This is a genomic window from Chryseobacterium daecheongense, from assembly GCF_003729955.1.
Taxonomy (GTDB): domain Bacteria; phylum Bacteroidota; class Bacteroidia; order Flavobacteriales; family Weeksellaceae; genus Chryseobacterium; species Chryseobacterium daecheongense.
In genome coordinates this window covers 361761-376967 of sequence record NZ_RJTX01000001.1, presented here as the reverse complement: position 1 = coordinate 376967, position 15207 = coordinate 361761, and the positions used below count along the sequence as shown (strand labels likewise).

Sequence of the window (15207 nt, the reverse complement as noted above, 5' to 3'; positions counted from 1 at the left end):
CAGGAAATCCCATCCATAAATGCTACATTTGTAATGCAAATTACTTTATATGAACTACCACACTAGAAAATGGGTAAAACCGGAAGATCTTAATCCGAACCATTCCCTTTTTGGAGGAAGATTACTGCAGTGGATTGATGAAGAAGCTGCTTTGTATACTATTATTCAGCTTGAAAACACAAGAGTTGTCACCAAATTTATTTCCGAGATCAATTTCGTAAGCTCCGCTAAACAGGGAGATATCATTGAAATCGGTATTGAAGTCGTACACTTTGGTTCCACCTCCATTACTCTGAAATGTGACGTCAGAAATAAAATGACCAGACAAACCATTATCACCGTTGATAAAATCGTAATGGTTAATCTGGGTGAAGATGGAAATCCGGCTCCGCATGGGAAAACAAAAGTCGAATTCGTAAAAGACAGACTAAATAACTCTATATGAAAATATTCATCAAAAATATGGTTTGCGGCAGATGTATTTCTGCTGTTGAAAGTATTTTTAATGATGCAGATATCCCCCTACAATATGTTAATTTGGGGGAAGTAGAAACAGCATCGGAAATTTCGGATCAGGAATTAAGTGCTATTGAAAGACGTTTGGAAGAAACCGGTTTTGAAAGAATAAAAGATTCTGCACATCAACTTATTGAAAAAATAAAAAATTTCATCATTACAAAAATAAGCGAGCTTGATATTGATGAGGATTTCCTGTTATCCGAATTTTTAAGCGCCAAACTTCATAAAGATTACAGCTCTTTGTCCAAAACCTTTTCACAAAATGAAAATATCACCCTTGAACAGTTCTTTATTCTTCAAAAAATAGAAAAAGTAAAGGAATTGCTTTTATATGGTGAATTCACTTTGACTGAAATTGCCGGAAAATTAGGCTACAAAAGCGTTCAGCATCTTTCTTCACAATTTAGGAATAGTACAGGCTTCACTCCTACTGAATTCAAAAAACTGAAAGTGCATAACAGAAAACCTTTGGATAGTATATAGAGCTTTCTTACCATTAGAGAGATAATCACGGCAACCGTAGTCCGACCAAGCAGAAACAAATATGATGACAATAGCCGAGTACAAACCCACAGAAATTCTGCAACCCTTTATCAAAGCAATCATAATTATTGAAAGCGGCGGTGAACAACTGCAAAATAGAGTCCTTCCAAACACTTCAGTGGCATTGGCTTTCTGTTTTAACGGACAAAACTCTTATACCGAAAATTCATCATTAAATATTTTACCCAAAACGACAGTTTCGGGGCTACGAAAATCTGTGCGACTCATCAATTATTCTAAAAAAACTTCTACACTAATTGTCTTGTTTAAAGAGAATAGCGCAGCAGCTTTTTTCAAAGAACCACTTTACGAATTATTTGAGAAAAGTATTTCACTTGACAATATCGAACATCCGAATGAAATTAGAATGATTGAAGAGATGCTTTGTGAAGCAAAAACTGATATCCGGAGGGTAAAAGTTGTTGAGCAGTTTTTAATCAAAAAATTAAATTATACAAGAGAAGACAATATTGTTTCTGCAGCCATTACAAAAATTAAGCAAAGTAAAGGATTGATTAGAATACAAGACTTAGCACTGGACTTACATATGAGTAATGATGCTTTTGAGAAACGTTTCAGAAAAGTTATCGGTTCTTCACCAAAACAGTTTGCATCTATTATACGAATGTCATCAATCATTCATCAGAAATCAAACGAACGATTTTTAGACATTGCATTTGAAGCAGGATATTATGATCAGGCTCATTTCAACAAAGATTTTAAATTATTCACAGGGCAAACGCCAACTGAATTTTACCGAGGCGCATCGTTTTGGTAAATCAATGAATTTTTACAATGATTTGAAAGTATATGTTTTGAACTTTGCATTATTAAAAATAGAAATACAATGCAATCAAAATTCAAACTTATATTAATCCTGGCTTTGTTAACAAACCAACTGACATTTTCACAATCGCCAGACCAATCATTTAAAAATTCTCAAAAAATGAACATTCTCAAAAACAAAGAAACTATTCAGTTCCTTTACAACACCATATTCAATGCCAAAAGATTTGAAAAATTGCAGAATATAATTTCTGCTGAGTATATAAATCCTGCTGGAGCAAAAGGTGTTGATGCATTCAAAAAATCAATAGTGGAATTAACCGCAGCTTTTCCTGATGCACAATGGAAAATTGAAGATATCATTGCGGAAGACAACAAAGTTGTTGTAATACAAAAATTTACGGGGACTCATCAACAACAATTTCAAGACATAAAGCCAACCAATAAAACTGTTTCCGTAAGTGGAATTGCAACTTATACCCTCAAAAACAATAAAATTATTTTTAGCGAAATTCAGACGGACCGTTTTAGTTTTTTACAACAATTAGGTATTTTGCCAACTCAACCAACAAAATCCAATAATTTAAATGACATTTATTTAATTGATAAATTCTTTGTCCCTAAATCTTCTATCAAAGAATTTAAAGAGAAAATGGCATATAACAGGACATTCATTCAAACTCTTTCAGGATTTGTCAGCGATAAGGCTTTTGAAAGTTATGATGACAATCAGAATCTAACTATCATCACTATTGCTGAATGGGAAAATCAAAACAAATTGAATGAAGCAAAATCCGCAGTTCAGTCAGAATATAAGAGAATAGGATTTAATCCGAAAGAATTTTATGAAAAACTGAACATAACAATGGAACGTGAGCAGTATCAATCACTTCAAGAACACAAATAAATCCACTTCCAAACTCAGATTCACTAATTCTATAACTATTATCCTTAAATTTATAACAAGTTTCCATCTTCAATCCAGAACTTTGTAATATAAATTAAAAAGATCATGGAACGACAATATAATATACTTGGAATGACTTGCTCCGGCTGTCAGAAAAAAATCTCTGAAAAGCTTAATAGCATCGAAGGAGTAAAAGCAGATGTCAATCTAGAAAACAATACGGCAACCATTACTTCTGATCACGAAATTGAGCTGGGTGTTTTGAATAAAGCTTTAGAGGAAATTGGTAAATATCAATTGGAAAACCCCAACAGAAAGCCTGAAAAAACATTCATTAAACCACAAGATCGTGTTTCGCCGTCTTCCGTTTATTACTGCCCAATGGAATGTGAAGGAGATAAAGTGTACTTCAAACAAGGAGAAAGATGTCCAGTTTGCAATATGTATCTGGTTCCTATTGAAGAGAAACATGCAAAAGATCCGCATCATAAACCAGTTTATTCTTCTGCTAACTTACCAGAGAACTTCAAAGATAATATCGGAAAATATTACTGTCCGATGTTTTGTGAAGGAGATAAAGTATATGACGAAAAAGGCGATTGCCCAGTTTGCCACATGCACCTGGAAAAAATCACTGAAGATGTAATCAAAAAAGACACTGCACATCATACACATCACGGTCATACGCACAATCATTCCCATGATCACCATCAACATGAAACTCCAAAAGTGACTGACGATATGGCGGGAAGGTATTATTGCCCGATGTATTGTGAGGGCGATAAAACCTATGATAGTAATGTTGGGTGTCCTGTCTGTGGAATGGATCTCGTAAAATATCCCGAAAAGAAAACAGCAAAATACACATGTCCGATGCACCCGGAAATCATCCGTGATGAGCCCGGAAGTTGCCCGATATGTGGAATGGACTTAGTAAGAATGCCCGATTCCGGAGAGGATGAGGAAGATGAAACCTACACCATTCTGAAAAGAAAATTCATCATTGCGTTGGTTTTTACCATTCCGGTTTTTATTCTTTCCATGGGTGGAATGCTGATTAACCTTCCTTTTTCTCATCAGGTTCAGGGAATCATCGAACTTGTTCTTACACTTCCCGTTTTATTCTATGCAGGCTGGTTCCTGATGAAAAGAGGCTGGGTTTCCTTCAAGACGTGGAATCTGAATATGTTCAGCCTTATTGCGCTGGGAGTTGCCGCAGCATTTCTCTTTAGTATAGTCGCTTTAGCTTTTCCTGATATCATTCCGCATGAAATCAGAGGGCACAACCACAAAATTCCATTATATTTTGAGGCGGTCTGTGTGATCTTAACGCTTGTTATTTTAGGACAATTAATGGAAGCTGCTGCTCATAAGAAAACAGGAAATGCCATCAGAGAGCTGATGAATCTTTCCCCCGATGAAGCCAATCTCATCATCAACGGCGAAGAAAAGAGAGTCTTGCTTTCCGAAGTAAAAATCGGAGATCTTTTAAAAGTGAAACCCGGCGAAAAAATTCCGGTGGATGGAAAAATTACTGAAGGGAATGCTATTATTGATGAAAGCATGATCACAGGAGAACCTATTCCTGTAGAAAAAAGCATTAATGATAAAGTTTCCTCCGGAACTATCAATGGTAATCAGGTTTTCATCATGAAAGCAGAAAAGGTAGGTGATGAAACCTTACTTTCCCAGATCATCAAAATGGTGAATGAAGCCAGCCGAAGCAAAGCACCTATTCAGAAATTAACGGATAAGGTATCTAAAGTATTCGTTCCGGTTGTGATTATTATTGCCATACTCACATTCCTTTCATGGCAATTTTTTGGACCGGAAGGTAAAAGAAGCTTATTTGCTTTCGTAAATGCTGTTGCCGTATTAATTGTAGCCTGTCCGTGTGCTCTAGGTTTGGCAACACCGATGTCTTTAATGGTAGGAATTGGAAAAGGAGCCAAAAACGGTATCCTGATCAAAAATGCGGAAGCTCTTGAGCAAATGAATAAAGTGAATGTCCTGATCACTGATAAAACAGGCACTTTAACAGAAGGCAAGCCGTCTGTGGAGCATATTGAAACTACAAATTCTGAAAATGGTGTTCAAATTTTAAAACTGGCCTATTCATTAAACCAGAATTCAGAACATCCTTTATCAAATGCCATTATTAAAAAGGCAAAAGAAAAAAATGTCACTTCTGAAAAGGTGGATCAATTTGAAAACATTTCCGGAAAAGGAGTTAAAGGAAATATTCAGGGGAAAACAACCTATTTGGGAAATGAAAGTTTGCTGATTTCCCATAACATCACCATTCCTGAAAATTTAAAACAAAAGGCAGTGGAAGTTCAGTCAAAAGCACATACCATTTCTTATGTAGCTCAGGAAAATACTGTTTTGGGATTCATCAGCTTCACAGATAAAATTAAAGAAAGTTCCAAAAAAGCTGTGGAGCATTTAATGAAAGAAGGCATTGATGTAATGATGATGACCGGGGATAACGAACATACGGCAAAAGCCGTTGCAGAAGAGCTGGGAATTAAACATTTCAAGGCTAATTGTCTTCCGGAAGACAAACTTAATGAAGTTAAAAAACTGCAACAGCAAGGAAAAATAGTGGCCATGACAGGCGATGGAATCAACGACTCTCCTGCTTTGGCACAATCCGATATCGGAATAGCAATGGGAACCGGAACTGATGTTGCCATCGAAAGCGCAGAAATAACCTTATTAAAAGGAGATATCTTAGGAGTGGCAAAAGCTAAATTATTAAGCGAAAAACTATTAAGAAATATCAAAGAAAACCTTTTCTTCGCCTTTATCTATAATGTTTTAGGTGTTCCTATTGCGGCAGGATTATTGTATCCATTTTTTGGAATCCTCCTGTCACCGATGATTGCAGCCGCAGCGATGAGCTTCAGCTCTTTATCCGTGATCTTAAACTCACTGAGGCTTAATTCGGTGGATCTGGATATAAAATAAGTATCATGAAAAAAGGAAGTCTTTACATTGGGTGTTCAGGTTTTTACAATAACGATTGGAAAGGATTTTTTTATCCACAAGACACTAAGAGTAAAGACTTCCTTACCTTATATTCCCAACAATTCAATACTGTGGAGATCAACTCCACTTTTTACAGAAATCCAACTGCAAAAACCCTTTTGAAGTGGTATGATGAGACTCCGGATGATTTTATGTTTTTTATTAAAATTCCCAAAACAGTTACTCACATCAATAGGCTTAAAGAAAGCAAAGAAGAGATTTATGGATTTTGTGATCATATTCAGCAAAATTTAAAAGAAAAGCTCGCGGGATTTCTGTACCAATTTCCGCCTTCTTTTAAAAACAGCCAGGAAAACAATGATCTTATTATGAATAACCTTGATTTTAATTTCCTGAATGTTATCGAATTCCGACACGAATCCTGGTGGAAAGAAGAAGTTTTCAATGCTTTAAAAGATAAAAACATAGTGTTTTCAGGAGTAAGCTTTCCCGGAAATCTTCCCGAAGATGTAATTGTCACCCATCCCGAAATATTATATTACAGGCTTCATGGAAAACCCATTCTCTATAAGTCGGAATACTCAAAAGAATTTCTCAATGATCTGGCAGAAAAAATCAAAAACCTGCAAAAGAAAACATTTATCTTTTTCAATAATACCTGGGGAAGTGCAGCCATACATAATTCCCTGTATTTAAAGAAAATATTAGAATAACCTTATTCTTTAAAAAACAGATTAAAATTACCTTAAAAAGTACAATTTCAATTGAAATTGGCACATCCTTTGTTAAGAATATTTTGGAAAAATTAACAATTTTTAACAATTTAAATTCCTTTTTACTTTTATGAAAAAAAATTTTGCGGAGAAGTCAAAGCAAATGACTTTTCTTGGGATGCTTGCATTGGTGAGTGCAACTTCAATTCTATTCAACGGCTGTAATCAGAAAAAAGAACAGAAAACATCTGAAAGGATGATTTCCCATGAAGATCCCGTCGCAAAAACAATTCCCGTCATTGATGATGAAAATGTACCATCAGACAAAAGAGTCATTTATCTGACTTTTGATGACGGCCCCAATCAGGGAACCCAAAATCTCCTAAAAATTCTTCGTAAAAGAAATGTATGCGCTACAGCTTTCGTTGTAGGCAAACATGCATATGGAAGCAAAAAGCAGAAAGATGATTTAGAGCAACTAAGAAAAGATCCTTTAATTGAACTGGCCAACCACAGTTTTACCCATGCTCATAACAAATACACTGATTTTTATAAAAATGCTGATGCTGTTGTTCATGATTTTGATATGGCAAAGGACAGCCTGAAATTGCATGATCAAATTGCAAGAACTCCAGGAAGAAATATCTGGAGGCTTAATAATATTACGGTAACCGATATTAAAAGCTCTGCACAAGCAGCCAATAGCATGAAAAAAGCCGGCTATAAAGTTGTCGGCTGGGATCTGGAATGGAAACCTACAAAAGCTATGAATTTAAAAGGAAATCATGAAGCTATGCTGAAAAAAGTTGATAGTATCTTCTTTAATGACCTGGAAAAAACATCGAGACACCTGGTTTTCCTTACCCATGACCAATATTTAACCGATGTAGACTCCATCAACGAATTGGATCTGTTTATTGAAAAGCTTCAGAAAAGCAACAAATTTGTATTCAGAAAGATCTCCCAATATCCTAAGATCAATGAAATATTAAATTGATGAGCGTTTGTCATTCCAAATAATGTGAAGCAAAATGAAGAATCTCAATTATGGGATTCTTCACTTCGTTCAGAATGACCAAAAAAAATCACTACTTAAAAATTTATTAATCTATTAGTTTTTTGCTTTTAAAATTCAGAAATTTGCATTTATGAGCCTTAAAGAAAACTACCATACGATAAAAAGCCAGCTTCCCGATCATATTCAGTTGGTTGCGGTATCAAAAACCCATCCAGTAGCAGCCATCCAGGAAGTTTATGATCTGGGACAAAGAGTATTCGGAGAAAATAAAGTACAGGAACTGGTGGAGAAATACCCTCTTCTGCCTAAAGATATCCGGTGGCACCTGATTGGGCATCTGCAAACGAATAAAGTAAAATATATTGCAGGATTTGTAGATACCATTCAAAGTGTGGATTCCGAAAAACTTCTTAAAGAAATCAGCAAAGAAGCGGGAAAGCATAACCGAACTATCAAAGTCCTGTTACAGGTAAAGATTGCGGAAGAGGAAAGCAAATTCGGTTTGGAAATTACAGAAGCTAAAGATCTTTTTCAACAATACCTTACCGGAAAGTTTCCTCATCTTGAAATCACCGGATTAATGGGAATGGCGACATTCACAGAAAATGAAGATCAGATCAGAAAGGAATTTTCTGTTCTTAAAAAAGTTTTCGATGATCTGAATTCAATAAAAAAACTGGAAACTTTATCAATGGGAATGAGTGATGACTTCCCTGTCGCCATAGAATGCGGAGCCAATTCTGTACGCGTAGGATCAGCAATTTTCGGAAGACGGGACTATTCAAAATAATACATTTAGGTATAGTTTTTGCTAATAATTCAATCAAAAATTTCTAAATTTGCGACTATGCAAAAAATCCTTATAGTAGAAGACGAAAAAGCAATCTCCGGGGTACTACACAGTATTCTTTCAGATGAACTTACCAATTACGAATTCATTGTGGCCGAAGACGGACTTGAAGGCTACAAACACATTGAAAAAGAGGATTTCGCCCTGGTGATCTCTGATATAAAAATGCCCAAACTTTCAGGAACTGAGCTTTTAAAACAAAGCTTAGCACTGAAACCTGAGACCACTTTCATTATGATTTCAGGGCATGCCGATATCGATTCTGCTGTTTCCTGCTTAAAGGAAGGTGCTTATGATTTTATCTCCAAACCTATTGATATCAACAGGCTGATCACAAGCGTAAAGAACGCATTGGCTAAAGAAAGCCTGAAGAAAGAAAATAAAAACCTTCAGACAGAAAATAAAACCCTGAAAAAGAAGGTCAACAAAAAATACCAGATGATCGGTGAGTCTCCTGCCTTGAAAAAGATTCAGGATATGATCGAGAAGGTAGCGGCTTCAGATGCCAGAGTTCTGATCACAGGACCTAATGGTGCCGGAAAAGAATTGGTGGCTCATGCTATCCACAGCCAAAGTGACAGATCAAAAGGACCTATGGTGGAGGTAAACTGTGCTGCCATTCCTTCAGAATTAATAGAATCTGAACTTTTTGGACATGTGAAAGGATCTTTTACAGGAGCCATCAAGGATAAGCAAGGAAAATTTGAACAGGCAACCGGAGGTACTATTTTCCTTGATGAGATCGGAGATATGAGCCTTATAGCTCAGGCAAAAGTGTTGAGAGCATTGCAGGAAAGTAAAGTTTCCCCTGTAGGAAGCGATAAGGAGATCAAGGTGGATGTAAGAGTTCTTGCAGCTACCAACAAGAATATGCAGGTTGAAATTGAGGCTGGAAGATTCAGAGAGGATTTATATCACAGACTTTCTGTTATTGAGATCTATGTTCCGCCTTTGGATGACAGAAAAGAAGATATTCAACTGCTGGTAGAACATTTTTCCGGAATCATTGCCGAAGAACACGGTACAGCTGTGAAAAAGTTTGACGATAAGGCTATTGAAGCATTAAAAGCCCTTTCATGGACAGGGAATATCAGAGAGCTGAGAAACGTGGTGGAAAGGTTAATTATCCTTGGAGGAAATACTGTTTCTGAAGAAGATGTTGCAAGTTTTGTGAGAAAATAATTAATTATTAATTAAAATATATTACAAAAAATTTGCAGTATGTAAAGCTGCAAATTTTTTTTTTTGAAGTATTATGAACTTTTTAAATAAAAACTATACGAATGAATGCCTGAAACTGGCTCTTCCCGTGATGCTTACACAGGTAGGACAGGTTTCAGTCAACTTATTTGACAATATTATTGTAGGAAAATTATTGGGTGCAGATGCTCTTGCTTCGGTATCTTTGGGAAATGCCGTATTTTTCTCGATGTTTGTATTGGCATTGGGATTTTCTTTTGCCATTCCGCCATTGGTATCGGAAGCACATTCCAAAGGGGATCATAAAACAATCAATTCTGTATTCAGCCACGGATTTATTATTAATATGTCTGTGGGAATTATCCTGATGGGAATCTTATTTTTAGGAATGCCGCTACTCTATCATTCCGGACAGCCGGCAAAGATTATTCCCGATACGGCCAATTTCTTAGGCATTATGGCGATCAGTATTGTTCCTTTCATGGCTTTCCAGACACTGCGTGAAGTTTCGGAAGGATTATCATATACAATCGGGGTTACCAAAGCTACCATCATTGCGAATGTGATCAATATTATACTGAATTATGTGTTTATTAAGGGGCTTTTCGGGATTCCTCCAATGGGTGTGAAAGGTTCAGCATTAGCGAGCTTAATTGCCAGAATTTTCATGGTGGTCTTCCTTTACTTCGTTCTTTTATATGAGAAAAAAACCAAACAGTATATTAAAGATTTCTCTCTGAAAGTTCAGGTATTTTCTAAAGAAATGTTCAGTAAAATGCTGAAATTAGGTTTTCCTACCGCATTACAGATGTTCTTTGAGGTAACAGCTTTTGCTGCTGCTGCTTTTATCTGCGGATTGATCTCCGCTCATGACATTGCATCTCACCAGATCGCGTTGAGTATGGCTTCCTTTACATTTAACCTGTGTATCGGATTCAGTGTGGCTTCTACGGTAATGATCGGAAGAAAGCTGGGTGAAGGCAATTTCGTTGAATTGAGAAAAGTGGGTATCAATAACCTTAAAATCGCTTTTGTTTTCATGACGATCTGTGGAATTATATTTATTCTGGGCAGAAACTTCCTTCCTACGTTCTTTACCAAGAAGGAAGAAGTGGAAGTAATTACTTTAGCTTCAAAATTATTGATCATTGCTGCCCTGTTCCAATTATCAGATGGAATTCAGGTAACTGCCTTGGGAACATTGAGAGGTTTACAGGACGTTAAGATCCCTTCTATTTATACCTTCATTGCATATTGGATCATTACGATTCCCTTAGGGTATTTCCTTTGTGTGACCTTAAAAATGGGAGCTTTCGGAATGTGGATCGCTTTAGGATTGGGATTAACGGTTTCCGCGGTATTTCTCGTAAAACGATTTTTGAATATGTCTGCAAAGAGAATTAAGCAGAATGGATAAAATAAAAAAGCGGTCTCTTAGATCGCTTTTTTTTTGTCATACATCTTTTTCAATTCAATATTGTCAATCCATCCTTCTGATTTATACATTGAAATAATGATCATTTCTTCAAAAAGATCCAATGATGTAGTTTGCCCTTTAATAGTTGCATTTTCCCAAGGACTATCTTTTTTAGGAATTATATATTCGATGCAAAATCTATTTTCAAAACCATTTATAGCAACAAACCATTCCAGCTCATTATCATCTTTACTCAGCAAAAGTAATGTAGTGTGCGAAGTCAGACCATAAATATCAGTTTCTTTAAATATTCTATTCAAGATTTCTAAGACTTTTAACATTGGAGTCCCTCCATCACCAAATCTATCGCCAGGTTTGGGAATAAACTCTCTATAAAATTCTTCTATTGTTTTGTTTTTTTGTGCAGAGCAACGAACTATCGGCATATTTATTAAATTGATTTAGTGCCAAGAATCTAATCTTGTAATATTTTGAATTTCCCCACCAAACAGTCCCATATGGCCATTTTCATTCATATTAAACCTGCCTCTGATAATAACGTATTTCTTATTGTATTTCATTAATCCTTTTTTATTAATATCATTTGAAAATTCAACCCAAAAGGCATTTTTTAAAATTGCTTTTTCGTAATCTTCCTGATGCAAATAAATTGCATCTCCTTCAAATTCCAAATTTAAATATCCAACAACCTCTATTATTTTGTTATGATATTTCTCCGGAGTTGCAATTAATCTTACTAAAGAAATATGCATATCTCTTGAAGAAATTATTTCACCAGTATCAATTTCCTTTGTTTGAGAGTAAAAAGGTATATAAATTAAAAACACAAAAAATAATATCACCTTAGATTTTATTTCCATTCAGTTGAGATATGATTCAAAGTTAATGATTCTTTTGCTTCGCTATTCTCAAAAGCTGCAATCTTAGTCAAACATTCGGCGAGATTCTTCATATCATGCTGTTTAATCGGGTTTCCCTTTGAACAACCAATGGATGTATATAACTGATTAGGTTCTCTACCAAAAAGTCTGGCCGCTTTCAATATTTCTCCATTCTCTACGATTGTATATCTATTATTTTTAATATTTTTCTTATTTCGGAATACCGGACTTCTATTAAATGTATAAGCTGTTGCAGCTTCCCTGTTCAAAGAAATATGAGTAGCAATTCCACCGCCTAAAGAATGCCCTGTCACAACACATTCTTTAAAATTATATTTACTCCTGCATTGATCGAAGATTTCCAATCCATACTTATTTTGCTTTTGGTTGACAGGATTGTTTCCGGTAGAGAAATCTTTGAGAGAATCTGTTCCTCTAAACACAAAAACATACATTCCTGTAAGTTTATCTTTATAGAGCGTAGCATAAAAATCCATTTCTTTATTTTCGAAATCTTCTACTTTTTCAAAGTATTGATCAAGATTGAATTGAAAAGGTTTATTGTACACATTTTTACTAAGCTGGGCATATTTCCAGGATTTATCAGATATATCCCGTATTTCCTTACACCATCCTGAAGGATGATCACATTCAGTTAATGTTCTACGAGAGCTACAACTGCACAATACTACAAACAGTGATAGTAATACAATAGATTTGAGGGATTTCATGGTTCAAGGTTTTAGTTTAATTAAAATTACAACTATTTTTTTACCAAAAAAATACCCCATTTGTGTTATATATCTAAAAGTATTACAATAAAAAACTCGCTCTTTCGAGCGAGTTTTTTATTTATTTCTTCAAACATTTCTCCAAGAACTGATCTTGTTCCCATAAAACGTGGAAAATATTCTCTTTAGCCTGATAACCATGGGCTTCTTTCGGTAAAAGCACCATTTTCACAGGAGCCCCGAGGTTTTTCAACGCCTGGAAATATCTTTCTGTTTGCAGGGTGAATGTTCCCGGGTTGTTATCCGCGTCTCCATGAATCAACAGCAATGGTGTTTTCATTTTATCAGCATTCATGAATGGTGACATCGTGTTATAGATTTCCGGAACATCCCAATAGTTTCTCTGTTCGCTCTGGAAACCAAATGGGGTCAACGTTCTGTTATATGCGCCACTTCTCGCAATTCCGCACGCAAAAAGCTTGGAATGAGTTAAAAGATTAGCGGTCATAAAAGCACCATATGAATGTCCTCCTACTGCAACTTTCGTTTTATCAATATATCCTAGCTGATCCACTGCATTGATCGCCGCTTCTGCGTTGGCCACCAACTGCGGAATGAAAGTATCATTAGGTTCTGTTTTACCTTCTCCGATAATCGGGAAAGCCGCATCATCCAAAACAGCATATCCTTTGGCTGCCCAATACACGAAAGAACCGTAATTCGGGAAAGTGAAATCGTTTGGATTCTGAGTATTCTGTCCTGCGGTATTCTTATCTTTATATTCCGTAGGATAAGCCCAGATCAGCAAAGGAAGTTTTTCTTTTTTAGCCTTTCTGTCGTAATTTGCTGGAAGATATAGTGTTCCTGTTAATGTTACTCCATCATTTCTTTTATAAGTGATTACTTCTTTATAAACATCTTTGATGCTTTCAAAAGGATTGGCAAATTGAGTAACCGCTTCCGCTTTATTGGATTTAATATTCTTTTTGAAATAATTCGGATACTGGCTTGCGGATTGCTGGATGGTTAAAACTTCTCCTTTGGAAGGATTAATGATATCTATAATCTCTTCTTTCGCATTCTTCAGATTGGAAGTATACAGTCTCTTCTTTTTCAGGGTTTTCATGTCCATTTCATCGATGAAAGGATGCTGCCCGTCTTTCGTAAACCCATCCCCGATAAGATAAGATTTTCCGTTCTTCATGTCTACAACAGTTCTTCCGAATTCGTTTTTCGTGGTATTGAAATTTCCCGGATCGCTATACACATCCTGGTAATTTCTGTCATCAATAATTTTGGATTCACCGTTATTAAGATCAACTAAGAACGATTTTGTATTTCTGGTATCATACCAGCCTTCATTCACGATCGCATAATGATCATTCGTCCAGCTTGTTCCGGAATATCTTTGTTTTGTTTTATAAAAAGACTTTGGTGCGACAGTGAATGGAGCTTCCCAAGTGAAGATCTCATCCCTGTACTCCGCATTTTTATACTGATCTCCCCCATCCAATGCTTCAGCATAGACCAATGTTGCTGGCTTATCGCTTCTCCATCCCATATCTCTTTTTCCTGTTCTTACAGAGGAAAATCCTTTTGGCATAATTTCGTTCAAAGGAACTTCATTCACCACTTTTACGGTATTTCCCTTCATATCATACACCGTAGAAGTCATTGGGAATCTGCTTAATGGAACAATATAGGAAAAAGGCTTCTTAATAGTGGTTACCATCAGGTAATTGCCATCCGGTGAAAAGCTCAGACCCGCATACAGATCCTGATCTTTCACTTTCTTTACATTTCCGTTCAGATCTACATTATAAAGCTCAGAAGAGGTAAGGATTTCAAAGTTTTTTTCATCCTGTGGATTTTTAAGCAAATCCTGATATGTTCTGTTTTGCGATACTTTTCCATCCGCAGTGGAAACAATCGGGCCTGCTGGCATATCTTTGCTGGAATCAATCAAAGCCGGCCTGTTCTGCGGAAGTGTTCTTATCAACAGACCTTGAGAATCTTTATACCAAACATAAGGATTCCCCAGGTTAGCATTCAGATTATCATTGGTGATTTTTTTGGCAGTCGCCGTTTCCAGATCTACGATCCAAAGTTCTACTCCTTTGTTGGTTGTATTGGTGAAAGCCAGTTTCTTTTCATCCGGAGAGAAAGAAGTATTGGTAATTTTAGGATTTGTCGGTAATCCTTTTACCTGAACTTCGGTCTTATCATTCAGCTTTCTTACTTTAAGATTGTTGGAATATGTGGCTGTACTTGAAATATTCGTTACCGGATTGATTCTTAATCCCCCAAGCTTCATTTCCTGCTGACTAAGATCTTCAAGGGTTTTGTAAGTTGGGCGATAAGCAAATACCATCCAGTCCTTTTTATTATTAATTAATACACTTGGCGGTCTTTCATAATCTGCAAGCTTCAGAATTTCCGCAGAAGGCTTTTGATAGGTGATATTTTCCTGAGCTTCATAGAAATTAAGAAATGCCAGAAGACAAATTGTCAATTTTAACCTCATTATATTTTCATTTTTCACGAAATTAATAAATTTTAAATAAACTCCTATAATAAAAACCCACCACAATGTGACATATAAAAAAATAACTTTATATTAGTAGAGCAAA

General features: G+C 35.9%; 14 protein-coding genes. 10 read left to right on the top strand and 4 right to left on the bottom strand.

From position 1 onward, the window contains the following. The first annotated feature begins 49 nt into the window (after positions 1 to 49). From EGI05_RS01645 to EGI05_RS01600, 10 genes are all read left to right on the top strand, one after another. On the top strand, positions 50 to 445 hold the full coding sequence (locus EGI05_RS01645; RefSeq protein ID WP_123261333.1) for an acyl-CoA thioesterase: 396 nt from the start codon (positions 50 to 52) through the stop codon (positions 443 to 445). After that, complete coding sequence (locus EGI05_RS01640) at positions 442 to 1002, top strand: helix-turn-helix domain-containing protein (RefSeq protein WP_123261332.1); 561 nt, start codon at positions 442 to 444, stop codon at positions 1000 to 1002. The genes EGI05_RS01645 and EGI05_RS01640 overlap by 4 nt, the downstream gene beginning before the upstream one ends. A 61-nt stretch (positions 1003 to 1063) precedes the next feature. Then, entirely contained in the window at positions 1064 to 1840 is a 777-nt protein-coding gene (locus EGI05_RS01635; protein ID WP_228428528.1) for a helix-turn-helix domain-containing protein, read from the top strand. 69 nt (positions 1841 to 1909) lie between these two features. Continuing rightward, positions 1910 to 2755, top strand: coding sequence for an ester cyclase (locus EGI05_RS01630; protein WP_123261331.1), 846 nt, complete (start codon positions 1910 to 1912; stop codon positions 2753 to 2755). Between the two features lie 105 nt (positions 2756 to 2860). Continuing rightward, complete coding sequence (locus tag EGI05_RS01625; RefSeq protein WP_123261330.1) at positions 2861 to 5725, top strand: heavy metal translocating P-type ATPase; 2865 nt, start codon at positions 2861 to 2863, stop codon at positions 5723 to 5725. A 5-nt stretch (positions 5726 to 5730) separates the two neighbouring features. Then, positions 5731 to 6459: a DUF72 domain-containing protein gene (locus tag EGI05_RS01620; protein WP_123261329.1), complete on the top strand. Its 729-nt coding sequence runs from the start codon at positions 5731 to 5733 to the stop codon at positions 6457 to 6459. A 130-nt stretch (positions 6460 to 6589) separates the two neighbouring features. Continuing rightward, positions 6590 to 7456 (top strand): polysaccharide deacetylase family protein, encoded by an 867-nt coding sequence (locus tag EGI05_RS01615; protein ID WP_123261328.1) that lies wholly within the window; start codon positions 6590 to 6592, stop codon positions 7454 to 7456. Between the two features lie 151 nt (positions 7457 to 7607). Then, a complete protein-coding gene (locus EGI05_RS01610) occupies positions 7608 to 8267 on the top strand; it encodes a YggS family pyridoxal phosphate-dependent enzyme (RefSeq protein WP_123261327.1) in 660 nt (219 codons plus the stop codon). Positions 8268 to 8324: 57 nt separating this feature from the next. Next, positions 8325 to 9509, top strand: a complete 1185-nt coding sequence (locus tag EGI05_RS01605; RefSeq protein ID WP_123261326.1) for a sigma-54-dependent transcriptional regulator — start codon at positions 8325 to 8327, stop codon at positions 9507 to 9509. Between the two features lie 73 nt (positions 9510 to 9582). After that, positions 9583 to 10944, top strand: coding sequence for an MATE family efflux transporter (locus EGI05_RS01600; RefSeq protein WP_123261325.1), 1362 nt, complete (start codon positions 9583 to 9585; stop codon positions 10942 to 10944). 17 nt (positions 10945 to 10961) lie between these two features. Here the strand turns inward: EGI05_RS01600 and EGI05_RS01595 are convergent, their stop codons facing one another. The 4 genes from EGI05_RS01595 to EGI05_RS01580 form a co-directional block, all read right to left on the bottom strand. Beyond that, a complete protein-coding gene (locus tag EGI05_RS01595) occupies positions 10962 to 11390 on the bottom strand; it encodes a hypothetical protein (RefSeq protein ID WP_123261324.1) in 429 nt (142 codons plus the stop codon). A 15-nt stretch (positions 11391 to 11405) separates the two neighbouring features. Next, complete coding sequence (locus tag EGI05_RS01590; RefSeq protein ID WP_123261323.1) at positions 11406 to 11825, bottom strand: hypothetical protein; 420 nt, start codon at positions 11823 to 11825, stop codon at positions 11406 to 11408. Then, positions 11816 to 12577: an alpha/beta hydrolase family protein gene (locus EGI05_RS01585; RefSeq protein ID WP_134197386.1), complete on the bottom strand. Its 762-nt coding sequence runs from the start codon at positions 12575 to 12577 to the stop codon at positions 11816 to 11818. Before EGI05_RS01585 ends, EGI05_RS01590 begins: the two co-directional genes overlap by 10 nt. A gap of 121 nt (positions 12578 to 12698) precedes the next feature. After that, complete coding sequence (locus EGI05_RS01580) at positions 12699 to 15101, bottom strand: alpha/beta hydrolase family protein (protein ID WP_123262541.1); 2403 nt, start codon at positions 15099 to 15101, stop codon at positions 12699 to 12701. Positions 15102 to 15207 lie beyond the last annotated feature (106 nt).